This is a genomic window from Bacillus sp. SKDU12, assembly GCF_010093085.1.
GTDB lineage: Bacteria > Bacillota > Bacilli > Bacillales > Bacillaceae > Bacillus > Bacillus mexicanus.
The window spans coordinates 143,473-168,415 of sequence record NZ_MSRC01000006.1 but is presented as its reverse complement, the minus strand read 5'-3'; the positions used below and the strand labels follow the sequence as shown (position 1 = coordinate 168,415).

Here is a 24,943-nt window from a genome sequence, read left to right as displayed (position 1 = left end):
ATCATGCCGTGAGCGTCAAATTCGAAAAGGGCAGGTTCAATAAGGTTGCTTTCCTTTCTTATTAAATCATCAGCCTTTAAACTCGCAGAAAGGGCATTCATGTTGCTTTCCCCCATTAAAAAAGCTGACGGGCAAGCCGGCAGCTACTCAACAGCGAAATATGTAGTGACATACGAAGGACGGGAGAAGATCGACGTTGTATCCATTCCGGCAGACGTACCGCGTTTTTTGTGGGCCTCTTTGTATGAATCGGACTGCTGCCAATCTTGAAAGGCTCGTTCGGCTTCCCACAAGGTAAGAATAACGTAGGTGTCACTGTCAAGCGGACGGAGCACACGAATCGCTTCAAAACCGGGTTCGTTTTCGACTTTTCCCGCTCTGTTTTTAAATCTGTTTTCAAACAGCGGGCGTCCTTCTTGAGTGACGGCAATATTATTCAAGACTGCAAAGCCGGGATTCTTCATCTCTCCGGTTTGGTCAATTACTTCATAGGTGTGCGGTGCCTGGAAAACCGTATCTCCGCTTGTTTCGTGGATCAAAATCGCATTTTCCTGCCCCTGCATCAAAAGGATCTGTTCCGAGGGGTGTTTCTTTACGATCGTTTTTAAAAAATCGGCTGTTCCATATGTTATATAAACCTTCATATCAGCCACCTCCTGCTTGCTAGTATATCAAAACAATGGTATAAGTTTCTATTGGCGAGTGCTTCAAACATAATTCCAAACAATTTTTCCCATACTACATTTAGAAAGGCGAGGTGAGTTCATGTTTCAGATAAAGAAAAAGAAACTATTGATCCCCATTATGCTTTTAGTGTTAACTGCTTTTCTCGCTTTAATAGGATATATTTCAATTATTTTTCTCGGGCATTATGTCATAGATGAAAAGAAGCTGATTCTTCATGCATCATCTAAAATTGTGGATCAAAACGGAGATGAGATTGCCAGCCTCTATACGGAAAATCGTGAGCCAGTCTCGATTAATGAGGTTCCGAAGCAGGTCAGAGAAGCTTTCATCGCTGTTGAAGATAAAAGGTTCTATGAGCATCATGGCATTGATGCAAAATCGGTCGGCAGGGCAGTGTACCGTGATATTTTGGCAGGCGGAAAGGTGGAAGGCGGGAGCACGATTACCCAGCAGCTTGCTAAAAATATTTTTCTGACACATGACAAAACGTTTTTAAGAAAAACAAAAGAAGTGATTATTGCGATCAATCTTGAACGGGATTACAGCAAGGACAAGCTGCTGGAGATGTATTTGAACCAGCTTTACTTCGGACATGGCGTTTACGGCATACAAGCAGCATCCCACTATTATTTTAGTAAAGAGGTAAAAGATTTAACTGTATCCGAGGGTGCGGTTTTGGCCGCTATGCCGAAGGCGCCTTCTACGTATTCGCCTGTTTTGCATCCTGATAAAAGTAAGGAGCGGCGTGATGCGATTCTCGGCATGATGAATGATCAAGGCTTTATCAGTGCGAAAGAGGCTGTCAGCGCACAGGGGCGGACACTCGGGCTGAACGTAAAGAAACAATCAGAAACACCTTGGTTTGACAGCTACGTTGACCTTGTCATTAAAGAAGCGGAAGACAAGTACTCTGTTTCCGGAGAGCAGCTGCTTCAAGGCGGATATACGATCAAGGTGCCGCTTGATTCAAAGCTGCAAAAGACGGCTTATCAAGTGATGAAGCAGGGAAGCTATTATCCCGGAACAGACCAGAATGCTGAAGGAAGCGCGGTCTTTATCAATAACAAGACAGGCGGCGTGGAAGCGGCGATCGGCGGAAGAGATTACACGGCCAAAGGGTATAATCGTGTCACTGCTGCCCGTCAGCCGGGTTCCACATTTAAGCCGCTGGCAGTATACGGGCCGGCGATGCAAGAAAAAAAATTCAAGCCCTATTCTCTATTAAAGGATGAACAGCAATCCTACGGAGATTATACGCCGAAAAACTATGACAGCCAGTATCAGGGTGAAGTCACCATGTCTGACGCCATTGCGTTCAGCAAAAATGCGCCGGCTGTGTGGACGTTAAATGAGATCGGTGTTGAAACTGGAAAATCTTATTTGAAAGCAAACGGAATTGATATTCCTGATGAAGGGCTTGCGCTTGCTCTAGGCGGCTTGGAAAAAGGCGTTTCGCCGCTCCAGCTTGCCGGCGCATTTCATACGTTCGCCGCGAATGGAACGTATACTGAGCCGTACTTTATTTCAAGCATAAAAGATGAAGACGGAGAAATAATAGCCGATCATAAAGAAGAGGAAAAACGGGTATTCAGCAAGCAAACGTCCTGGAATATGACAAGAATGCTCCAGCAGGTGGTCAAAAAGGGAACGGCGACGTCCGGAACCTATCATGGCGACCTGGCCGGAAAAACCGGTTCTACAACTTATACGGGTGTCTCCGGGGCGACAAAAGACGCTTGGTTTGCAGGCTATACGCCAAAAATAACCGGGGCTGTCTGGATGGGTTATGACAAAACAGATCAAAGCCATTATTTAAAAGGCGGCAGCTCGTATTCGACGAGACTGTTTAAGGATATTTTGACACAGGCTGGCGAAACCGGTTCTGTGTTTGCGAAACCGAAAAATGTCAAAGAACTAGAAAGCCCGATTGAGCTGGAGCCTGTCAAAACGCTGAAAGCAGATTACACATTCAAAGCTGCGGGGCTGTTTACCATCGAATTAAAATGGGACGCTCAAAAGGATGATCGGGCCGTATACAGAATTTATGTAAACAAGGACGGCAAGGAAACGCTTCTTGAGTCAGTTGAAGGAAAGGGAAGTTATGAAATTCCTTATGCCAACTTGTTTTCGGGCGCTTCTTATAAAATTGTGCCTTATAATACACAGACAAAGAAAGAAGGGGAAGGAACCGATTACGTTCAGCCTAAATTGTTTTCCTCTTAATGGAATTCGGCGATTTCTTGAACTTTGAGCCTCACTTCTATACCATTTGCCTAAAACAAGGTATAGTGTAATGAGTCAAGAAACACGAACGTATGGTTGCAGTATGAAAGGTGGAAATCAGATGAGTAAACGAGAAACGTTTAATGAGACGTTTTTAAAAGCGGCACGGGGAGAAAAAGCGGATCACACGCCTGTATGGTATATGAGACAAGCAGGGCGCTCGCAGCCGGAATACCGGAAGCTGAAGGAAAAGTACGGATTGTTTGATATTACACATCAGCCGGAACTTTGTGCGTATGTCACAAGACTGCCGGTTGAGCAATACGGAGTCGATGCTGCAATCCTTTATAAAGATATCATGACTCCGCTCCCGTCAATTGGTGTGGATGTTGAGATCAAAAATGGGATCGGTCCCGTGATTGATCAGCCGATACGGTCTCTGGCGGACATTGAAAAACTTGGCCAGATTGATCCGGAACAGGATGTGCCGTATGTGCTTGAGACAATTAAACTGCTTGTCAATGAGCAGCTCAACGTGCCGCTCATCGGTTTCTCAGGTGCGCCTTTCACACTGGCCAGCTATATGATTGAAGGCGGCCCATCGAAAAACTACAATAAAACAAAAGCCTTTATGTACAGCATGCCGGATGCGTGGAATCTGCTGATGTCCAAGCTTGCCGACATGATCATCGTGTACGTGAAAGCGCAGATTAAAGCGGGCGCAAAAGCGATACAAATCTTTGATTCATGGGTCGGCGCGCTGAATCAGGCAGATTACAGAACATACATCAAACCAGTAATGAACCGAATCTTTTCAGAGCTTGCACAGGAGAATGTGCCGCTGATCATGTTTGGCGTCGGCGCAAGCCACCTTGCAGGCGATTGGCATGACCTCCCGTTAGATGTTGTCGGGCTTGATTGGAGACTTGGAATTGATGAAGCCAGATCAAAAGGCATTGCGAAAACAGTGCAGGGCAACTTGGACCCGTCTATTTTGCTTGCGCCGTGGGAAGTCATTGAGAAAAAAACGACGGAAATACTGGATCAGGGGTTAAAATCGGACAGCTTCATTTTCAATCTTGGGCATGGAGTATTTCCTGACGTCAATCCTGAGGTTTTGAAAAAGCTGACAGCATTTGTCCATAAATATTCACAAAACAAGAAAATGGGTCAATATTCATAAGCATATCTTTTGGTATCTTAAATGATATCCTGTCAAAATGTTTGTATCAGATCATTAAAGAGGGTGTAGACAGTGAGTAGAAAGAAAATGGGGCTTCTCGTTATGGCGTATGGCACGCCTTATAAAGAAGAAGATATCGAACGGTATTATACACATATCAGAAGAGGCAGAAAGCCTGAACCTGAAATGCTTCAAGATTTGAAAGACAGATACGAAGCAATTGGCGGGATTTCACCGCTTGCCAAAATCACAGAGGAGCAAGCGCATAAGCTTGAACAGCACTTAAATGAGGTTCAGGATGAGATCACGTTTAAAGCGTACATCGGACTGAAGCATATCGAGCCATTTATTGAAGATGCTGTGGCAGAAATGCATAAGGACGGCATTACAGAAGCTGTAAGCCTCGTGCTGGCGCCTCATTTCTCCACATTCAGCGTACAGTCTTACAACAAACGAGCCAAAGAAGAGGCAGAAAAACTTGGCGGCATAACGATCACATCTGTTGAAAGCTGGTACGATGAACCGAAATTCGTGAAATACTGGGTTGACCGAGTGAAGGACACATATGTGTCAATGCCTGAAGATGAAAGAGAAAACGCAATGCTCATCATATCCGCACACAGTCTGCCGGAAAAAATCAAAGAATTTGGGGACCCATATCCGGACCAGCTTCATGAATCGGCGAAATTAATTGCTGAAGGCGCAGGCATCTCCGAATATGCTGTCGGCTGGCAAAGTGAAGGGAACACGCCTGATCCTTGGCTGGGACCTGATGTACAGGATTTAACACGTGATTTGTTTGAACAAAAAGGCTATCAGGCATTTGTATATGTCCCTGTCGGTTTTGTCGCAGATCATTTAGAAGTGCTTTATGATAATGATTATGAATGCAAAGTGGTTACTGACGATATTGGCGCAAGCTACTACCGTCCGGAAATGCCGAATGCACAGCCGGAATTTATTGATGCGTTAGCAACAGTTGTATTAAAAAAATTAGGACGTTAAAGAAGGTGATGAACATGAGTGACGGCAAAAAACATGTAGTCATCATCGGCGGCGGCATTACTGGTTTAGCCGCCGCTTTCTATATGGAAAAAGAAATCAAAGAAAAAAATCTGCCGCTTGAGCTGACACTGATTGAAGCAAGTCCGAGAGTCGGCGGGAAAATCCAAACTGTCAAAAAGGACGGCTATGTCATTGAAAGAGGTCCTGACTCTTTTCTGGAAAGAAAGACAAGCGCTCCGCAGCTTGTAAAAGATGCAGGCCTTGAGCATTTGCTTGTCAACAATGCGACAGGGCAATCCTATGTGCTTGTCAACGGCACTTTGCATCCAATGCCGAAGGGCGCCGTGATGGGGATACCGACTAAAATTGCGCCGTTCGTTTCCACCGGTCTCTTTTCTCTGTCTGGGAAGGCAAGAGCTGCTATGGATTTCTTCCTGCCTGCAAGCAAGTCAAAGGATGACCAGTCATTGGGGGGATTTTTCCGCAGACGTGTCGGTGATGAAGTGGTTGAGAATTTAATCGAGCCGCTTCTATCAGGCATTTACGCAGGCGACATTGACAAGCTCAGCCTTATGTCGACTTTCCCGCAATTTTATCAGACGGAGCAAAAGCACAGAAGCTTGATTCTCGGTATGAAAAAAACAAGGCCTCAAAGCTCCGGACAGCAGCTGACGGCTAAAAAACAAGGGCAGTTTCAAACCCTGTCAACCGGTTTGCAGACGCTTGTAGAAGAGATCGAGAAGCAATTAGAGCTGACGAAGGTATATAAAGGCACAAAAGTGACCAAGATCAGCCGGGGCGGCACTGGCTACTCACTCGAACTGGATAACGGTGTCGCGCTGGATGCTGAATCAGTGATTGTGACGGCTCCGCATAAAGCGGCTGCAGGAATGCTTTCTGATCTTCCAGCCATGTCTCATTTGAAGAACATGCACTCCACATCCGTGGCAACTGTCGCCTTGGGCTTCCCGGAAGGCGCTGTCCAAATGGAACATGAGGGCACAGGCTTTGTGATTTCAAGAAACAGTGATTTCGCGATTACAGCCTGTACGTGGACGAACAAAAAATGGCCGCACGCAGCGCCAGAAGGCAAAACGCTGCTTCGCGCCTATGTCGGAAAAGCCGGAGACGAATCCATCGTCGACCTCTCAGATAACGACATTATCAACATTGTCTTAGAAGACTTAAAGAAAATCATGAATATTGACGGGGAGCCGGAAATGACATGTGTCACCCGCTGGCATGAAAGCATGCCGCAGTATCATGTCGGTCATAAGCAGCGCATTAAAGAGCTGCGTGAAGCATTGGCTTCTGCATATCCAGGTGTTTACATGACAGGCGCTTCTTTCGATGGTGTCGGAATTCCCGACTGCATCGATCAAGGAAAAACTGCCGTGTCTGACGCGCTTACCTATTTATTCAGCTAAAACCTCCGCTATGGCGGAGGTTTTTTGCTGTGCAATGGCAATTTTGTGAATAAATGATTGATTTGAACAGTTGGATGTGGTACATTTGCATATGTACTTAATGACTAAAATGTTCAAATGGTCAGTTTTGAGGTGGATACAATGTCGATAGATCGAAAAAAGCTCATTTTAAAGGCAGCCACCAAGTCTTTTACGCAATTCGGGTATAAAGCGACAACAATGGATCTTGTGGCAAAGCTTGCGAACGTAGGGAAGGGAACCATTTATACGTTTTTCAAAAATAAAGAAGAGCTCTTTGACGAGATTTTCACTACTTTATTAAAGGAAATGGAGCAAAAAGCGGACGAAGCAATGGAGCCGAACCTTCCGTTCCATGAAAATGTCCACAGGGCGCTGTTTGCCATTCTGGAGTTCAGGAAAACGCATCAGCTGACGATTAAAATTTTCCAAGAAAACGCTGAGATTGGTACAATGGCTGTTCAAGAAGTGATCCAAAAAATGGAGCAAGGCATTTTGTCTTACATAAAAAATAAGATTGAAGGCGGGATTAAAAGCGGTGCAATCAAACCGTGTGACCCTGAGTTGACAGCTTTCGTGATGCTGAAGCTTTATATTGCGCTTATTTTTGATTGGGAAAAAGAGCATCCCCCGCTCAATAAAGAGACAATTGCGGAATTGCTTGAATTGTATGTTGTCAAAGGATTGTCAGCCCATTAGATAATCCTTTCTCTTTGTAAGAAAATGACTATTTTTCATGATGAGTCAGTTTTAGAATGGAGGCATCAGGATGAACACAATACGAAGTCAGTGGAAAGACATCGTAACGAGTAAAAAATTATTAATTCCCATCATTGCCATTTTGTTTGTTCCGCTTATTTACAGCGGGGTGTTCTTAAAGGCTTATTGGGATCCATACGGCACAGTCGATCAGTTGCCTGTCGTTGTCGTTAACCAAGACAAAGGAGCAACGTATGAAGGAGAAAAACTTCAAATCGGTGATGATCTGGTCAAAGAATTAAAAGATAATAATAACTTTGATTGGCATTTTTCTAATGATCTCGATCAGTCGCTAAAGGACTTATTAAATCAAAAATACTATTTAGTTGTCGAGATTCCTAAGGATTTTTCTAAGAATGCCAGCACTGTAATGGACAAAAATCCGAAAAAGCTGGATCTGAAATATCATACGAATGCGGGTTCGAACTATGTAGGGGCAACAATCGGTGAAAAAGCGATTGATAAACTGAAAGCCTCAGTTTCTAAGGAAGTAACCAAGCAATATTCGAAAGTTATTTTTGATAACTTTAAAGATATCGCAAAAGGGTTGAGCGACGCGAGCAGCGGAGCGAAAAAAATTGATGACGGCGCAAAGGATGCGAAAAACGGAAGCGCCCAGCTAAAAGAAAATCTGGATAAGCTGAAAGAAAGCACCGCCACCATCAGTGACAAAACGGCGCAGCTTGCAGACGGAGCGGCGCAGGTGACAAGCGGCATCCAATCGCTTGACAGCTCGCTCGGAAAATTCCAGCACAGCAGCAGCCAAATTTATGATAATTCAAGTAAGCTTGCTGCAGGTTCAGGACAGCTGACAGGCAAGCTGAATGAGCTTCTCGCCGGCCTGCAAAAAACGCAGCAAGGCTTGCCTAAAATTACAAACGGGCTGGAACAGCTCAACAGTAAAGCGCAAGTGGGAGCCGAGAAAGCAGCAAAAGCGGAAAAGCGCATTAATGAGCTCGATTTAACGAAGCTTGAAACTGCTGTGAACAACTTGGACACGTCAGAAACTGCGATGAAGAAATTTCAAAAGCAGCTGACTGACCTTGAAAACAGCTTGAAAGACCGAGATCAGGCATTTAAAAATCTCATCAACTCGAGTGATTTCTTAACAGCAGAGCAAAAAAGCCAGCTGATCGCTTCTGCTGAAAAGCAGCTTCCGCAAGTTGATGTGCCTGATTTTGATCAAATAGTAAGCCAGCTTCCTACAGCTGATCAGCTGCCTGACATTTCAGAGATCAAAAGCTCTCTGGAAGATGTGAAAGCGCAGGTTGCACAGGCAAAGGCACTGCCAGCAGCTACATCGCAGCTTTACAACGGCGCAAAATCGGTTCAAGATGCGATTGACAAATTAACGGCTGGAGCCGAAAAGATATACAATGGTTCACAAAACCTGACAGAAAACCAAAATAAACTGACAGCCGGAATTGGTGAATATAATAAGCAGTTTGCCAAAGCAAAAGCAGGCTCAGAGCAATTGGTGACAGGAAGCAGCCAAGTATCCGGCGGTTTGCTGAAACTGTTAGACGGTTCTAAGCAGGTCCAAAGCGGATCATCAAAACTGGCAGATGGATCTGGATCACTTGATACAGGTTTAGGTAAGCTGTTGGACGGCACAGGAGAGCTGTCTAATAAGCTGAAGGATGCGGCTGATCAAACAGGAGATATCAATGCTGATGATCAAACGTATGGCATGTTCTCTGATCCTGTGAAAACGGATGATGACGCCATTCATTCTGTTCCTAACTATGGAACAGGGCTCACACCTTATATTCTGTCAATGGGCTTGTATGTCGGCGGCATCATGCTGACGGTGGTCTTCCCGCTGAAGGAAGCATCAGGGCGTCCGAGAAACGGTTTTGAATGGTTCTTCAGTAAATTCAATGTGATGATGCTTGTCGGAATCATTCAATCACTGATTGTGGCGACGGTTCTGCTTCTGGGACTTGGTCTCGAGGTTGAGAGCGCGTGGAGATTTTACGTGTTTACGATCATTACGAGTCTCGCTTTCCTGGCGCTGATTCAATTTTTGGCGACAACGATGGGCAATCCGGGCCGATTTATTGCAGTCATTATTTTAGTGCTGCAGCTGGGAGCGAGCGGAGGAACCTTCCCGCTTGAATTGCTTCCAAATTTCTATCAAGTGATTCACGGCGCATTGCCGATGACCTACAGCATTAACGGATTCAGAGCGGTCATTTCAAACGGTGATTTTGGCTACATGTGGCAAATGGCCGGTGTACTCATCGGTATTGCCCTTGTCATGATCTTGCTCACGATCACTTATTTTACGATTTTAAGCCGGAAGGAAGAAACTTCAGAAGAACAGCCGGCTTCATAATAAAAAAGAACTTGTTTCCTTGGAAACAAGTTCTTTTTTTATTACATACCCCATTTGATAAGCAATCCTGTATAGGTTAATCCGCCGCCAAATCCAAATAGCATCACGGTTTGATCTTTTTTTAGTTTCCCGGCTTTTACTGCGAGATCAAGAGCCAAAACAATTGAAACAGAAGATGTATTTCCATAAGATTCGACACTGGTGAGCGTTTTTTCAATCGGAAACGGCGTTTTTTCACAAATCGACTCAATCATACGCAAATTGGCGCTATGAGGGACAAACCAATCGAGCTCGCCGCTTGTCAGTCCTGCCTGCTGGAGAAGACGTTCGAATTCGCGGGGGACGGTTCTCGCTGCCCATTTATACACCTCGCGTCCGTTTTGAACCATTTTTCCGGTATTAGCTAGAGGCACTCCGTTTAGTTCATTCCGCAGTCCGGCACGATACAAAATATCTCCGCCATTTCCGTTTGTTCCTTGGACAGATGCGAGAAATCCAGGTGTCACTTCATCTCGCTCTACTAACAACGCCCCCGCAGCGTCGCCAAACAGAACGCATGTCGTTCGGTCCGTGTAATCTGTTACCTTTGACAATGTCTCTCCGGCGATGACGAGAATTTTTTGATGAAGGCCAGATGTGATCAAGCCGTTGGCCAAATGAAGGCCATATGTCAGCCCGGCGCACGTCGCATTAATATCCAGCGCGCCGGTGCTTTCCCAGCCGAAGTATTCCTGCACACGGCATGCCGTACTAGGAAAGGCGTAATCGGCTGTTGTTGTGGCAACGAGGATCATATCGACATCATCAAGTGTCCCGTCGTAACGATTCCTGAGATCCTTCACCGCTTCGATGCATAAATCAGAGGTGAACTGCTGTTCATCCGCAATCCGGCGCTCTCTCATCCCTGTACGCTGAACAATCCATTCATCTGAAGTATCAACGATCTTTTCTAAATCCGCATTGGTTAAGCGTCTGCTCGGCGCATAGGTGCCAATTGCTGTAATTGTTGCTTTTGACATATGTATCACTCCTTATGATCAGATTATAACACTAGATATTAGTATCTGGTACTAAAAAGTTTTTTTCATAGAAAGGAACCGATGAAAAGGGAAAAGGAGACTGGAAAATGGTCAGTCAAGGAGCAGTCGTCTATATGGCAGTATCAGGGGCTATTGTGTTTTTATTGCTGATCGGGCTGATGGTATGGTTTCAGCGAAAGTACAGCACCTCATTTAAGGTCTTTTTATGGGCGCTCTCACGTATTTTGTCGTCTTTGTCCAGCTTTTGGAGAGCTTTATGTACCGCATGGGAATGAACTGACGAAAGCCATGCAGACATCCATTGTGGTATGGCATTTACGGCTGTTTGATGGCCGGGATTTTTGAGGAGTGCGGCAGGTATATCGTGATGAGATTTTTTTGAAGCGCCATTATGCTTGATTGGATCGCTTAGCGTTTGGAACGGGTCATGGCGGGCTTTAGGTTATCATGATGGCAGGCTTGTCCTCTAACTCGCTTATTGTATATGCATTTTTAATATGGAACGTTTGAACAGCTTTTGTTGAATGATGCCATTTTTGCCGATGCGGCAGAAGCTGCTACATACTCCTTCATTTGAATGGCTGCTGGGCGGAATAGAAAGAAGCAGTGCAATTGCCGTCAAAATCGGGCTGTTACTGCTTGTGCATTATGCGGTTCAAAACTGCCGGCCGCAGTTTTTGCTGTATGCTATTCTTCTGCATGCACTCTTTAATGTACCGGCAGTTTTATATCAAAAAAGAATAATAGAATCTGCTGCTGTCAAAAGTAAATCGCAGCCGTATCAGTCTATCTGGATTGTCAAAGCAAAAAGACTGTTACAATAAAAGGTCCAAGCAGCAGTGAAGCCCGCTTGGAAAAATGGGAATGGAAATATTCATGAAGCATGGGTCATCAGAATATTTCAGTCGTTACCAACGACAGCAAGAGTGTCTGTGTTTTTTACAAGAGAAACAATGGTGTTTCTTTTTCTTCTTTTTCTCGCAAGGGTCATGGTGTTTTTTCTTTTTCTCGCAATGGTCGTGGAAATCTTTATCGAACCACTCGTCAAAGAACCAAAAATCATCAAACCAATCGTGACAATGATGTTTCCGTTCATGTGAATGACGATAGCACATAGATATTCCTCCTCCTCCCATGCTCTCTACAGCATATGAGAGATTGATAGGAAAAGATTGGACGAGTTCCTCGGGAAAGGAGTATATTTTAAATAGAAAAATAAAAGGAGGAATGCCCTGTGACGTCTGTACGCAAAACGATGGAGCTCATCAAGGAACTTGTATCGATCCCCAGCCCGACAGGAAATACATATGAGGTGATCAATTATATTGAAAGCCTTTTAAAAGAATGGGAAGTAGAAACGGTTCGGAACCACAAGGGCGGTTTAATTGCAACCCTTCCCGGACGCGACACGTCCCGGCACCGCATGCTGACGGCGCACGTTGACACCCTCGGCGCTATGGTAAAAGAAATCAAAGCTGACGGCCGGCTGAAAATTGATTTGATCGGCGGGTTCCGCTACAACTCGATTGAGGGGGAGTATTGCCAAATTGAAACAGCCTCGGGAAAAACGTATACAGGCACCATTTTAATGCATCAAACATCAGTGCACGTATATAAAGACGCAGGAAAAGCTGAGCGAAATCAGGAGAATATGGAGATTCGCCTTGATGAACCTGTTCACTGCCGAAAAGATACGGAAGAGCTTGGCATTGGCGTTGGCGATTTTGTGTCGTTTGATCCCCGCGTTGAGATCACCTCAAGCGGATTTATTAAATCTCGCCATTTAGATGATAAAGCCAGTGTCGCCTTATTGCTTCGTTTAATTCATCGAATTCAAACAGAAGGTATTGAACTGCCGTATACAACCCATTTTCTCATTTCGAATAATGAAGAAATCGGCTATGGCGGGAATTCCAATATTCCTGCTGAAACGGTCGAATATTTGGCGGTCGATATGGGGGCTATCGGTGACGGACAGGCGACAGATGAATATTCAGTATCAATCTGTGTGAAGGATGCGAGCGGGCCGTATCATTATCAGCTGAGAAAGCATTTAGCTGATTTAGCTGAGAAGCATCATATCGACTATAAGCTTGATATTTATCCATACTACGGGTCAGATGCGTCAGCAGCGATCAAAGCGGGACATGATATTGTGCATGGACTCATTGGGCCGGGAATTGATGCTTCCCATGCATTTGAACGGACCCATCAATCGTCTCTTCGCCATACGGCCAAGCTTCTGTACTATTATGTACAGTCAGCGATGGTATAAGGGGAGAAGACGAAATGAAAATTTATGAGCTGAAAAGCACATTCGGCTGGGCAGGTGATGAGGGCTTGGGCGAACAGCTGATTCAGCAAATCCTCGCCGGCGAAAAAACAGCCACGTGCGCCCCGAAATCATTATATTCTAAAGATGAATTGAACGATGTGTATCAAACAGCCGGGCAGCTTGTTACCGTTTATGATAAGCATGACAAACCGAGATGCAATATAAAAGTGATAGATGTGTTTGAAACGACCTTTGGAGCGCCTGATATGAGGCTAGTCAAAGGAGAGGGCAATGGCGAGCGAATTGAGGAATTTCAGGGAGACCATCGGACGGCATGGGCGGAATTGATCAAAAACGGTGAACTGGACCTGAATCATGATACTGTTTTGATTACAGAGCTGTTTGAGCTTGTTCAAGATTAAAAAAAGCCTGCGGGGCAAGAACCCCGCAGGCTTTTCATTAACCGGAAATGGTTGCGTTTCGGTCTGCTTTAGCTTGAGACATGACCGTTTCAGCTTTTGCTGAATTAAACATGCCTTCCCATCTAGACATCACAACGGCAGCAAGCGCGTTACCAGTCAGGTTGACAACGGTACGTGCCATGTCCATGATACGGTCTACGCCGGCAATAAAGGCAAGTCCTTCAGCCGGAACACCGATGGTGCCAAGTGTCGCAAGCAAGACAACAAAAGAAGTACCAGGCACGGCAGCCATTCCTTTAGATGTTACCATTAAGACGAGTACAAGCGTAATTTGGTGCCAAATTGTCAAATCAATGCCATAAACCTGTGCCAAAAACAGCGCGGCAATAGATTGATAGAGGACAGACCCATCTAAGTTAAACGTGTATCCGATCGGAATCACAAATGAAACAATACCTTTCGGACAGCCGATTTTCTCCATTTTTTCCATGATGCGCGGAAGAACCGTTTCAGAGCTGGACGTACTGAACGCCAGTAAGATTTCGTCCTTCATATAAGCAAGGAATTTGAAGATGCTGATGCCGGCAAGTTTTGCAACAATTCCAAATACGACAATTAAGAAGAAAGCAAGTGCGACATACACCAATCCGACGAGCTTTCCGAGAGAGAGAAGGGAGCTGAGTCCGAATTTAGATACAGTCACTCCGATAAGCGCGAAAACACCGAATGGCGCAACTTTCATCACAAGGTTTACAACGTGGAACATGGCATGGGATACACCTTCGAAAAAGGCTAAAACAGGCTTGCCTCTTTCACCGATTGCGGAAATACCCAATGCAAATAGCACTGTAAAGCAGATGATAGCAAGAAGGTCCCCTTCAACCAAAGACTGGAAGAAGTTTGTCGGCACAATATGCAAAAATGTATCCGCCACTGATTTATTACTTTGCTCTTTTTCAGTTTCAACATATTGACTGATGTCCGATTTTTGAGCTTCGTGTATATTAACTCCTGTACCCGGATGGAAGATGTTTGCAAGGGCTAGTCCGAGAATGATAGCAAAAGTTGTAATGATCTCGAAGTACAGAATTGTTCTAAAGCCTAATTTACCGACTTGCTTTCCATTTCCTGCACCGGCTACACCGATGATTAAGCTAGAGACAACAATAGGAATCACTATCATTTTGATTAAGCGTAAAAAGAGATCCCCGATTGGCTGCAATATAGTAGGCAATGTTGGGTTGCCATACCAAATAACGCCAACAATGACACCTAGAATAAGTCCAACGAATATTTGTGTGGCTAATCCAAACTTAATTCTTTTCATAGATTACCTCCCGAAAAACAAAGTATCAACATACATCATGAATAGACATATATTTAATCTCACTATTAGATCAAATTATAATAGATAAGAAATGAGTTCGTCTATAGCAAATTATATTTAGAAAATAAGGAATTTTCTAAAATAAAATAAAAATCACCATAATTATCTAAAAACAGGTGATCTTTGTCCTAACATGGTTGTTATTTCAAAATAAAAATTGTTTGAAAATAAAGAAAATCCCGCATGTGATGCGCGGGATTTTGCTCTTTTACAAATCGTTTACTTTTATACAGTCATTGCAGATATTGCCGTAACAATCATGCTGCTCTTCTATCTTTTTTCCGCATTCCGCGCACTTTTTCGAAGGTAGGTTTCTAAAAAATTCTGTGATTTTTCCCAGCATAACCAATCCCTCTTTCTTAATTTGAAGTGACTTTATTGTAATATAACAGGTTGTAAAAATCAATATCTGTTTTGATACAATGTGTAAAACATGCTTTTTTTTAGAAAAATGGGTATATTGAAGGAGGATCAATTTTCTTGAAAAGATAGGAGGACATTATGAAATTTACAGTTATCGGATGCTATGGCGGTTTTCCGGCCGCAAATGAAGCGACGTCAGGTTATTTATTTCAGTCAGGTGATTACTCTCTGCTTGTTGATTGCGGCAGTGCCGTATTATCTAAGCTGTTCGGATATGTGCCGGCGGAAAAGCTTGATGCGGTCATTCTGTCTCATTATCATCATGACCATATCGCTGACATAGGGCCGCTGCAATTTGCCAAACAAGTCGGTTCGTTTCTGGGCAAAGGAGAGCATACGCTTCCGATTTACGGACATGATGCTGATATAGAACAGTTTCAAAAGCTTACATATAAAACACATACGAAGGGAATCGCCTATCAGCCGGAGCAGCCGCTGGTTGTTGGTCCGTTTACGATCACTTTTTTAAAAACGATTCATCCGGTCACGTGTTATGCCATGCGGATTACTGACGGCAGCCATACTGTCGTATATACCGCTGATTCCAGCTACCAGGATTCTTTTATTCCGTTTTCGGAAAATGCCGATTTATTGATCTCAGAATGCAATTTTTATGCTGGTCAGGACGGAACAAGCGCTGGCCATATGAACAGCCTGGAAGCCGGACGGATAGCAAAAGAAGCAGGAGCGGGAGAATTGCTGCTGACGCATTTGCCGCATTTCGGCGCGCATGACAAGCTTCGCGAAGAAGCGAAAACCGTTTTTAACGGTGAAGTGAATATTGCGAAATCAGGTTTTGTGTGGGAAGGATAAAGGAGGAGCATCATGTTATTTATCGACAATCAAAACATCAACGATCCGCGGATTAATCTTGCTATTGAGGAGTACTGTGTAAAGCATTTAGACCCTAAACAGCCATACCTGCTCTTTTATGTGAATCAGCCTTCTATTATCATTGGAAAAAACCAAAATACAATAGAAGAAATCAATACAAAATATGTAGAGGATAACGGAATTATCGTCGTCCGCCGTTTATCAGGCGGAGGCGCTGTGTATCATGATCTGGGGAACTTAAACTTCAGCTTTATCACAAAAGATGACGGGGACAGCTTTCATAACTTCAAAAAGTTCACTGAGCCGGTCATTCAGGCGTTGCGCCAGATTGGAGTTGAAGCGGAATTAAGCGGGAGAAACGACATTGTAGCGGGCGGCCGGAAAATATCCGGAAACGCTCAGTTTGCGACAAAAGGACGCATCTTCAGCCACGGCACTCTCATGTTTGATTCAGCCATTGATCATGTTGTGTCAGCATTAAAGGTGAAAAAGGATAAAATTGAATCAAAAGGCATCAAGTCGATTAGAAGCCGCGTAGCAAACATCAGTGAGTTTCTCGATGATAAAATGACGACTGAAGAATTCCGAAGCCATTTGCTTCGCCATATTTTCAACACAAATGATATTGGGAACGTGCCGGAGTATAAGCTGACGGAAAAAGATTGGGAGGTCATTCATCAAATTTCGAAAGAGCGCTATCAGAATTGGGATTGGAACTACGGCCGTTCACCGAAATTTAATCTCAATCACTCGAAACGTTACCCGATCGGGTCGATTGATTTGCGTCTGGAAGTCAAGAAAGGCAAAATTGAGGATTGTAAAATCTTTGGGGACTTCTTCGGTGTTGGGGATGTATCCGAAATGGAAAACCTGCTGGTCGGAAAACAATATGAACGCAGCGTCATCGCTGATGTGCTGGAAGGTGTGAATCTCAAGCATTACTTTGGGAATATTACGAAAGAAGATTTCCTTGATCTGATATATTAAGCAAAACACATTGTTTGAAAGAGCGGCTGTGTTTTTGAAATAATGAAGACAGGAGGGATTCTTATGAAAGTGTTTTTAATCGGAGCGAACGGAAAAATCGGTCAAAGACTCGTATCTTTATTCCAAGATAACCCTGATCATTCTGTCAGAGCGATGGTCAGAAAAGAAGAGCAGAAAGCGTCTCTCGAAGCTGCCGGTGCAGAAGCTGTGCTTGCGAATCTGGAGGGCAGCCCGGAAGAAATCGCCGCCGCGGCAAAAGGCTGTGATGCGATCATTTTTACAGCGGGTTCCGGCGGCAGCACAGGCGATGATAAAACGCTTCTTGTAGATTTGGATGGAGCGGCAAAAGCGATTGAAGCTGCGGATATCGCGGGAATCAAACGATTTATTATGGTCAGCGCCCTGCAAGCCCACAACCGTGAAAATTGGAATGAATCACTTAAACCTTATTATGTGGCCAAGCATTATGCTGATAAAATTCTGGAAGCAAGCGGTTTAACGTATACGATTATCCGCCCGGGAGGCCTTCGCGATGAGCCTGGAACAGGGGCTGTTTCAGCAGCAGCTGATCTTGAGCGGGGATATATCTCCCGTGAAGATGTTGCGAAAACGGTTATTGCTTCTTTAGATGAAGCCAATACGGAAAATCGGGCCTTTGATCTGACAGAGGGAGATACGCCGATTGCTGAAGCGTTAAAGAAACTATAACAGTACTGACACTCAGGGCTTTTTGCTCTTGAGTGTTTTTTTCTGTTTCTCTATAATGAAGGGGCAAGCTTTTCTTCAATAATGAATGACTATTCATTCACTTTAAGGGGTGGGAGAATGAATCTCGTTTCGCGATTGGAAGAGACAGCATCTGAGAAGCCCGATAGCATCGCATGCAGGTTTAAGGATCACATCATGACGTATCAGGAGCTGAATGAAAGAATTCAGCGCTTTGCACAAGGCCTTCAGGAAGCCGGTATGGAGAAAGGGGACCATCTCGCTTTGCTGCTTGGCAATTCGCCGGATTTTATGATCGCGTTTTTTGGCGCGTTAAAGGCTGGAATCGTGGCTGTGCCTATCAATCCGCTGTACACACCGACAGAAATCGGTTATATGCTGACAAATGGTGATGTAAAAGCAATCGTTGGCGTTGATCAGCTTTTACCGCTTTATGAAAGCATGCATGAATCACTGCCAAAGGTTGAGCTCGTCATTTTATGCCAGACGGGAGATGCCGAGCCGGAAGCTTCCGATCCAGAGGTCAAAATGAAAATGACAACGTTTGCAAAAATGTTGCGCTCGACATATGCCTCTAAACAAAGCCCAAAGCTTGTCCTTGATGATACCGCAGTTATTTTATACACGTCAGGAACAACCGGAAAACCGAAAGGCGCCATGCTGACCCATCAAAATTTGTACAGCAATGCCAACGATGTCGCCGGTTATTTGGGGATGGATGAGAAGGACAATGTGGTCTGTGCTCTTCCGATGTTTCACGTGTTTTGTTTAACCGTCTGTATGAATGCCCCGCTGATGAGCGGCGCAACTGTCTTGGTTGAGCCTCAGTTTAGTCCGACATCTGTTTTTCAGCTTGTGAAAGAGAGGCAGGCGACCATTTTTGCCGGTGTACCTACAATGTATAATTACTTGTTTCAGCATGAAAACGGAAAGGAAGATGACTTTTCTTCCATCCGGCTGTGCATCTCGGGAGGTGCAGCGATGCCAGTCACGCTGCTGACCGCATTTGAAGAAAAATTCGGAGTGACCATTTTAGAAGGCTACGGACTTTCGGAAGCTTCACCTGTCACGTGCTTTAACCCGTTTGACAGAGGCAGAAAGCCGGGTTCCGTCGGGACAAGTATCCTGCATGTCGAAAACAAAGTCGTAGATCCGCTCGGACACGAGCTGCCCGCTCACCAAGTAGGTGAATTAATTGTGAAAGGCCCTAATGTGATGAAAGGCTATTATAAAATGCCAATGGAAACAAAGAACGCCTTAAAAGACGGGTGGCTGTATACGGGAGATTTGGCGAGACGGGATGAGGACGGCTATTTTTACATTGTTGACCGAAAAAAGGACATGATCATTGTAGGAGGATACAACGTCTATCCGCGTGAGGTGGAGGAGGTGCTCTACAGTCACCCCGATGTTAAGGAGGCGGTTGTCATTGGTGTGCCAGACGCTCAAAGCGGGGAAGCGGTAAATGGATATGTGGTGCCGAAACATTCTGGGGTAACAGAAGCAGATATCATTACGCATTGTGAAAAACATCTTGCAAAATACAAACGACCTGCTGTCATTACGTTTCTTGACGAGATTCCGAAAAATGCGACAGGAAAAATGCTCAGACGGGCACTGAAAGATATTTTGCCTCATTAATAGGAAAAAAGCGAAGCGGTGGGCTTCGCTTTTTTCAGTTTTAATCCTTTGCTTCTTTTTTCATAATGTCTCGCATCGCCTTCGTATCGTGTTTGTTTAATTTGTAGTATGTCCCGTCCTTCAAATAAACGGCTTCTTGGCTGCCGTCAATCCAAAGCCTGAATGAGTCGTACCGGTCTTTATGAAACTTGATTGTCCCTTCGTAATCAGGGGGTGACATTTTTTCTGGCTTCAGCTGTTTTCCCTGATTCATAATGTCCAGCATATCTTTGACGTGCTGTCTTTTTTCGATCTCGATTTTTTCCTGACTGCTTGAAGACAGCGTGATTAAATCCGCGTCCACCGATTGATACACATCGCCTGACCGACTGTAAAGATAGAAAAATGCAATAAACACAAGACCGATAACCACGATGGCTGCCACTATTTTTTTCATTTGCATCACTCCAAACATTGTTAGTTTTCCCAGCAATCAGGTTTTCCATGCTTAAATGGACGGAAAAGTGCGAACCTACAGCTTGGTTCTAAGAACTTGCATTTATGATTACAATAGAAGTAACGGGTTGATGTGAGGAGTGAGACGTTATGCGCAAGTGGATTGCGGCAGCAGGGCTTGCTTACGTGCTGTACGGGCTGTTTTTTTATTGGTATTTTTTCCTTTCTGGTGATTCTGCAGTACCGGAGGCTGTGAAAGGAACACAGGCTGACCCGGCTTCTTTCATGAAGCCGTCTGAATTGGCAGTGGCTGAGCGGTATTCGAATGTAAAGAATTTTTTATTTTTTATCGGGCTTCCGCTTGATTGGTTTTTGTTCTTTGTATTGCTTGTCAGCGGCACGTCAAAGAAAATCAAGAAGTGGATGGAAGCGGCCGTGCCTTTTCGGTTTTTGCAGATCGTTTGTTTTGTGTTTGTGCTGTCGCTGATCACAACGTTGGTGACGCTGCCTTTAGAATGGATAGGCTATCAAGTGTCGCTTAACTACAACATTTCCACACAGACAGCGGCCAGCTGGGCTAAGGATCAGGCCATAGATTTTTGGATCAGCTTTCCGATCTTTACGCTTTGCGTTCTCTTGTTTTATTGGCTGATCAAAAGGCGTGAAAAAAAATGGTGGTTATACGCTTGGCTGTTAACAGTGCCGTTTTCGCTGTTTCTGTTTTTTATTCAGCCTGTTATTATTGATCCTTTATACAATGATTTTTATCCGCTGAAAAATAAAGAGCTTGAAAGCAAAATTTTAGATTTGGCGGAAGAAGCCAATATTCCCGCTGATCATGTATATGAAGTGAACATGTCTGAAAAAACAAATGCGCTTAATGCCTATGTCACTGGGATCGGGGCTAACAAACGGATTGTATTGTGGGATACAACGCTAAACAAGCTTGATGATTCAGAAATTCTCTTTATTATGGGCCACGAAATGGGTCATTATGTCATGAAGCACGTCTATATCGGACTGGTCGGTTATTTGCTCGTGTCGCTCGCCGGGTTTTATGTCATTGATAAGCTTTATAAGCGGACGGTTCGCCTTACCCGCAGCATGTTTCATTTGGAGGGAAGTCGGGACCTTGCAGCATTGCCGCTGTTATTGCTTTTGGTGTCTCTTTTGAGCTTTGCGGTCATGCCTTTTTCTAATGCGGTTTCGCGTTATGAGGAAAATCAGGCAGACCAGTATGGGATTAGGCTGACGGAAAACAGAGAAGCCGCTGTTAAAACGTTTCAGGATTTAGCTGTGACGGGTCTCAGCCAGGTTGATCCTCCGATGCTTGTAAAGATTTTCAGGGGCAGCCACCCTTCGATCATGGAACGGATTCAACACGCGGAAAAAGAAGAGAATGAGGCGGAGCAATAGGATGATGGCAAGTAAAAAGAAGCAGGTATGGAGGAACCTGCTTCTTTTTTATATTATCGTGCAGCTGCTTCTACATTGATTAAGCCTTTTCCATAGTAGAAAGAGTTTCCAAGAGGTGTTGCGGTACTCTCTAAACGATTACGGACTTGCGTGTTTGTCCAAGTCGGGTGCTTAGAAAGAATTAACGCAGCTGCGCCGGCAACGTGAGGCGATGCCATTGATGTTCCGTTGTTGGAGCCGTATGCGCCTCTAGGAAGTGTGCTTTGGATGGCTACGCCTGGAGCCATCACATCCAGCTCAGGACCCACGCTTGAGAATGACGCTCTTTGGCTGCTGCTGTTTACCGCACCTACCGCAATAGCAGACGGATATTTTGCAGGATAGCCGACTGTGCTTGAGCTTCCGGACGAGCCTGAGTTTCCGGCTGCGGCAACAACTACAATACCGCTGGAAACGGCTTTATCAACAACTGTTTGCAGCGCTGCAGAACCTGAAGGTCCGCCAAGGCTCATGTTAATCACGTTCACTTTGTTTGAAATCGCCCACTCAATACCATTAATAATCCAGCTATATTGGCCGCTTCCTGCTGAATCAAGAACTTTTACTGCATATAAAGAGGCGTTTGGCGCTACGCCCAGTACACCAATTGAGTTATTAAGAGCGGCGATCGTACCGGCTACATGCGTGCCGTGAGAACTGCCGTCTTGGTATGGGCTTGGTTCAGAAGGGACGAAGCTTGCTCCTCCTTTGACGTTTAAGTCAGGATGAGAAGAGTCAATTCCGCTGTCAATAACGGCCACTTTTACGTTAGTGCCTGTGTAGCCTTGAGAGTGAAGAGCCGGCGCTTTAATTTGAGAAATGCCGTAAGGAACAGTTTGCGCATATTCATGTGCGATATGATCTTCTTCCACATATGCAACACTGGAATCTTGTTTTATTTCTTTTACAGCTTTCTGATCCAATGTTGCTGAGGCTGCGTTAACATATTTAAACTGCTTTTGAACTTTTCCGCCTTTCTCAGAAATAATATCCTTTTTCTTGGCGGTGCTCATTGTCTGTTTAAATCCGACAATGTACTTCTTTTCTGTACTGTTTTTACCGGAAGCCTGCGCAGACATGTTGCTGAACGCCATCGTAAAAACTAATGTTAACGCAAACAACAAACTGATCCACAATTTTTTGCTTTTCACTCTTTACCCTCTCCTTTTAGAAAATTCAGATTAGACTCATTTTGGAGACTATTCTGTTAATTTATTGTAATAGATGAACCCATATTTTAGTAGACCCATTTTTTTGAAATGATTTTATCTCTATTTAGGTATATCATCTCTCGTTATTTCCGTAGAGGCTCGAAATAACTAGTTTTAGACAGGAAAAAGCGAAAATAGACATGAGCAAATGTTCATTACGTTGGAATCTGATTTATTTTCAGGTTAAATGCTCCTGAGTCCCGAAAATCCCTGTCGAAAAAAATAATGCGAATGGCCTGCACTTGTTTTTGTAATGGTATTGAATACTATTGTGATATTTTTTCTGTGTAATTTGATAAAAGTATTTTAAAAAATAAACTTTATAGAAATTCCCACAAAAAATAAAATGAAACGATGTTAGAGAAGGAGGAAGAAATAAAATGAAGATTCGCCAAGCAAAGACATCAGATACAGCAGCCATCGCGCCGCTGTTTGACCAGTATCGGGGATTTTATAAGCAGGCGTCCGATCTGGGGGAGGCAGAGGCTTTTTTGAAAGCGCGTCTGGAATATGACGAGTCTATTATTTTAATCGCGGAAGAAAGTGGGGAATTCATAGGTTTTACCCAGCTCTACCTAACGTTTTCTTCTGTGTCAATGAAAAGAATCTACATATGAAATGACTTATTTGCGGCACTTCAGGCGCGAACAAAGGGAGCCGGCGGGCGGCTACTGTCTGCCGTAAAGGATTTTGCTGCAGAAAATGGGGCAAACTTTTATCGCTTAAAACTTAACACCACAATCGGACGGCAAGAAGTTTATATGGGCAAAACGGTTACGAAGAGGAAACTGCATTTGTTCACTCATCTCAATGTGCCGGCTAAGTGAAAAACGAGAGCTTGATGATTTGGTTTTTTGGACGTTCTTCGGTTACGATAGAAATAAAAAGGAGTGTGCCGAATGTCAACGTTATTTCAAGCTTTGCTGGCAGAGAAACAAGCCGATGATGTTTCAGTTCATGTGAAAACCATGTCAACAGAGGAGTTGCCAAAAGACGGTGTCTTGATTAAAATTGCTTATTCCGGCATTAATTATAAAGATGGCTTGGCTGGAAAAGCAGGCGGCAATATTGTCAAAGAGTATCCGCTTATATTGGGCATTGACGCTGCGGGTACGGTTGTCTCTTCCAATGATCCGCGCTTTGCAGAAGGTGATGAGGTGATCGCGACAAGCTATGAGCTCGGTGTCTCCCGCCATGGCGGATTAAGTGAATATGCTTCAGTGCCTGGTGATTGGCTGGTGCCTCTGCCAGCGAATCTTACTTTAAAAGAAGCGATGGTGTACGGAACGGCCGGATTTACTGCGGCACTATCGGTGCACCGGCTCGAACAAAATGGCCTTTCTCCTGAAAAAGGGAGTGTGCTTGTCACAGGAGCAACCGGCGGTGTCGGCGGAATTGCGGTATCGATGCTGAACAAGCGGGGCTATGAGGTGGCGGCAAGCACTGGAAACCGGGAGGCGGCTGGTTATTTGAAGCGTCTCGGCGCAAGCGAAGTGATCAGCAGGGAAGAGGTCTATGACGGAACGCTTAAGGCACTGTCCAAGCAGCAATGGCAGGGAGCGGTCGATCCTGTTGGCGGAAAACCGCTGGCCTCGCTTTTAAGCAAAATCCAATATGGCGGAGCTGTTGCGGTAAGCGGTTTAACGGGCGGGGGAGAGGTTCCTGCAACGGTGTACCCATTTATTCTTCGCGGGATCAGCCTGCTCGGAATCGATTCAGTGTACTGTCCAATGGATGTCAGAGCGGCAGTTTGGGACCGCATGTCTTCTGACCTTAAGCCTGATCAGCTGCTGACTATCGTAGACAGAGAAGCTTCATTGGACGAAGCGCCGGATGCGCTAAAAGATATTTTGCATAATCGTCTTCAAGGAAGAGTGATTGTGAAGCTTTAACAGAACCAGCTTGCAGAGAAAGGAAGGTTTTTCTGCAAGCTTTTTTGTGTGTATAATGTGAAGCTATGATATAGACATAAATAGACGTTTCTTAGCTCCTTTCTAAATTTTTAAGTGGAGGAATGTTATGTATGGGGTGATTATTCAGCTCATTTTAGGATTATCGGTTCTTGCAGCTGGCTTTTTAACTCTAAAAAGAGAGTTGTCGATTGAACATGTTTCTATATCTTCATCTGATGAAGCCAAATTAGAAATGAAAAACATCTTTAATGATCATGGCTGGTTTTATCTATCCGGAATAGCCCTTTTCATGCAGTTTGTTTTTCAAGGATTCCCATTCACATTTGAGTACTTTTTTCATGCGTTTATCATTAGCTCTGGGATCCAATCTTTATTTTATCTTTTCAATAAAAAAGAGCTGGGCTATAAAGTCTGTGCGGTTATTGTTGTTAGCTTTTTAGTCATTTATTTATAATAAACAAGAAAAAGAGAGTGATGATTCGTTTTTTCGATTCAACATAAACAACAAACCGACAAAGGCAACGATGGCAACCTGCATCAGGCGTATTATCATT

The 24,943-nt window shown here is 44.3% G+C and carries 22 protein-coding genes and 2 pseudogenes; 18 read left to right on the top strand and 6 right to left on the bottom strand.

What is annotated here, in order from left to right:
• Positions 1-143 precede the first annotated feature (143 nt).
• Positions 144-644, bottom strand: a complete 501-nt coding sequence (hmoB, locus tag BTW01_RS05695) for a heme-degrading oxygenase HmoB (RefSeq protein ID WP_162102059.1) — start codon at positions 642-644, stop codon at positions 144-146.
• A 121-nt stretch (positions 645-765) separates the two neighbouring features.
• Here hmoB and BTW01_RS05690 point away from each other — a divergent pair, with 121 nt between their 5' ends.
• The 6 genes from BTW01_RS05690 to BTW01_RS05665 all read left to right on the top strand — a co-directional run bounded on the left by BTW01_RS05690 (position 766) and on the right by BTW01_RS05665 (position 9,640).
• Positions 766-2,910, top strand: a complete 2,145-nt coding sequence (locus tag BTW01_RS05690) for a transglycosylase domain-containing protein (RefSeq protein ID WP_162102058.1) — start codon at positions 766-768, stop codon at positions 2,908-2,910.
• A gap of 121 nt (positions 2,911-3,031) precedes the next feature.
• Positions 3,032-4,093, top strand: coding sequence for a uroporphyrinogen decarboxylase (gene hemE, locus BTW01_RS05685; protein WP_162102057.1), 1,062 nt, complete (start codon positions 3,032-3,034; stop codon positions 4,091-4,093).
• Between the two features lie 72 nt (positions 4,094-4,165).
• Positions 4,166-5,098, top strand: coding sequence for a ferrochelatase (gene hemH, locus BTW01_RS05680; RefSeq protein ID WP_162102056.1), 933 nt, complete (start codon positions 4,166-4,168; stop codon positions 5,096-5,098).
• 14 nt (positions 5,099-5,112) lie between these two features.
• Positions 5,113-6,525, top strand: coding sequence for a protoporphyrinogen oxidase (gene hemY / locus BTW01_RS05675; protein ID WP_162102055.1), 1,413 nt, complete (start codon positions 5,113-5,115; stop codon positions 6,523-6,525).
• Between the two features lie 141 nt (positions 6,526-6,666).
• A complete protein-coding gene (locus BTW01_RS05670; protein WP_162102054.1) occupies positions 6,667-7,242 on the top strand; it encodes a TetR/AcrR family transcriptional regulator in 576 nt (191 codons plus the stop codon).
• A 70-nt stretch (positions 7,243-7,312) separates the two neighbouring features.
• A complete protein-coding gene (locus BTW01_RS05665) occupies positions 7,313-9,640 on the top strand; it encodes a YhgE/Pip domain-containing protein (protein ID WP_162102053.1) in 2,328 nt (775 codons plus the stop codon).
• A 41-nt stretch (positions 9,641-9,681) separates the two neighbouring features.
• Here the strand turns inward: BTW01_RS05665 and fabHB are convergent, their stop codons facing one another.
• Positions 9,682-10,659 (bottom strand): beta-ketoacyl-ACP synthase III FabHB, encoded by a 978-nt coding sequence (fabHB, locus tag BTW01_RS05660; protein ID WP_162102052.1) that lies wholly within the window; start codon positions 10,657-10,659, stop codon positions 9,682-9,684.
• 107 nt (positions 10,660-10,766) lie between these two features.
• Here fabHB and BTW01_RS18685 point away from each other — a divergent pair.
• The 4 genes and pseudogenes from BTW01_RS18685 (at position 10,767) to BTW01_RS05640 (ending at position 13,377) form a co-directional block, all read left to right on the top strand.
• Positions 10,767-11,504: pseudogene (locus BTW01_RS18685) on the top strand (YhfC family intramembrane metalloprotease).
• 108 nt (positions 11,505-11,612) lie between these two features.
• Positions 11,613-11,780, top strand: coding sequence for a hypothetical protein (locus BTW01_RS05650; protein ID WP_162102051.1), 168 nt, complete (start codon positions 11,613-11,615; stop codon positions 11,778-11,780).
• A gap of 134 nt (positions 11,781-11,914) precedes the next feature.
• Positions 11,915-12,955 (top strand): M42 family metallopeptidase, encoded by a 1,041-nt coding sequence (locus tag BTW01_RS05645; RefSeq protein ID WP_162102050.1) that lies wholly within the window; start codon positions 11,915-11,917, stop codon positions 12,953-12,955.
• 14 nt (positions 12,956-12,969) lie between these two features.
• Positions 12,970-13,377 (top strand): ASCH domain-containing protein, encoded by a 408-nt coding sequence (locus BTW01_RS05640; RefSeq protein ID WP_162102049.1) that lies wholly within the window; start codon positions 12,970-12,972, stop codon positions 13,375-13,377.
• A 37-nt stretch (positions 13,378-13,414) separates the two neighbouring features.
• Here BTW01_RS05640 and gltT read toward each other — a convergent pair whose 3' ends face one another.
• Positions 13,415-14,704, bottom strand: a complete 1,290-nt coding sequence (gene gltT / locus BTW01_RS05635) for a glutamate/proton symporter GltT (protein ID WP_162102048.1) — start codon at positions 14,702-14,704, stop codon at positions 13,415-13,417.
• 268 nt (positions 14,705-14,972) lie between these two features.
• Positions 14,973-15,107 carry a protein YhfH gene (gene yhfH, locus BTW01_RS05630; RefSeq protein WP_274379691.1) on the bottom strand — a complete coding sequence of 45 codons (135 nt, stop codon included), beginning with the start codon at positions 15,105-15,107 and terminating at the stop codon, positions 14,973-14,975.
• Positions 15,108-15,265: 158 nt separating this feature from the next.
• Between yhfH and BTW01_RS05625 the strand changes: the two genes are divergently transcribed.
• From BTW01_RS05625 to BTW01_RS05610, 4 genes are all read left to right on the top strand, one after another.
• The gene (locus tag BTW01_RS05625) at positions 15,266-16,000 is read left to right on the top strand and encodes an MBL fold metallo-hydrolase (protein ID WP_162102046.1); all 735 of its coding nucleotides are present in this window, start codon (positions 15,266-15,268) and stop codon (positions 15,998-16,000) included.
• A 12-nt stretch (positions 16,001-16,012) separates the two neighbouring features.
• Positions 16,013-17,008 (top strand): lipoate--protein ligase LplJ, encoded by a 996-nt coding sequence (lplJ, locus tag BTW01_RS05620; protein WP_162102045.1) that lies wholly within the window; start codon positions 16,013-16,015, stop codon positions 17,006-17,008.
• 63 nt (positions 17,009-17,071) lie between these two features.
• Entirely contained in the window at positions 17,072-17,716 is a 645-nt protein-coding gene (locus BTW01_RS05615; protein WP_162102044.1) for an SDR family oxidoreductase, read from the top strand.
• Positions 17,717-17,833: 117 nt separating this feature from the next.
• A complete protein-coding gene (locus tag BTW01_RS05610) occupies positions 17,834-19,375 on the top strand; it encodes a fatty acid--CoA ligase family protein (protein WP_162102043.1) in 1,542 nt (513 codons plus the stop codon).
• Between the two features lie 40 nt (positions 19,376-19,415).
• On the opposite strand, the gene BTW01_RS05605 is transcribed toward BTW01_RS05610, so the two are convergent.
• Positions 19,416-19,811, bottom strand: coding sequence for a hypothetical protein (locus BTW01_RS05605; protein ID WP_162102042.1), 396 nt, complete (start codon positions 19,809-19,811; stop codon positions 19,416-19,418).
• Between the two features lie 149 nt (positions 19,812-19,960).
• Here BTW01_RS05605 and BTW01_RS05600 point away from each other — a divergent pair, with 149 nt between their 5' ends.
• Positions 19,961-21,226, top strand: a complete 1,266-nt coding sequence (locus BTW01_RS05600; RefSeq protein WP_162102041.1) for a M48 family metallopeptidase — start codon at positions 19,961-19,963, stop codon at positions 21,224-21,226.
• Positions 21,227-21,279: 53 nt separating this feature from the next.
• Here BTW01_RS05600 and BTW01_RS05595 read toward each other — a convergent pair whose 3' ends face one another.
• The gene (locus BTW01_RS05595; protein ID WP_162102040.1) at positions 21,280-22,416 is read right to left on the bottom strand and encodes a S8 family peptidase; all 1,137 of its coding nucleotides are present in this window, start codon (positions 22,414-22,416) and stop codon (positions 21,280-21,282) included.
• Between the two features lie 440 nt (positions 22,417-22,856).
• Here BTW01_RS05595 and BTW01_RS05590 point away from each other — a divergent pair.
• From BTW01_RS05590 to BTW01_RS05580, 3 genes and pseudogenes are all read left to right on the top strand, one after another.
• Positions 22,857-23,303: pseudogene (locus tag BTW01_RS05590) on the top strand (N-acetyltransferase family protein).
• A 72-nt stretch (positions 23,304-23,375) separates the two neighbouring features.
• Positions 23,376-24,368, top strand: a complete 993-nt coding sequence (locus BTW01_RS05585) for an acryloyl-CoA reductase (protein ID WP_162102039.1) — start codon at positions 23,376-23,378, stop codon at positions 24,366-24,368.
• 127 nt (positions 24,369-24,495) lie between these two features.
• Positions 24,496-24,843, top strand: a complete 348-nt coding sequence (locus BTW01_RS05580) for a hypothetical protein (RefSeq protein ID WP_162102038.1) — start codon at positions 24,496-24,498, stop codon at positions 24,841-24,843.
• Positions 24,844-24,943: the final 100 nt, after the last annotated feature.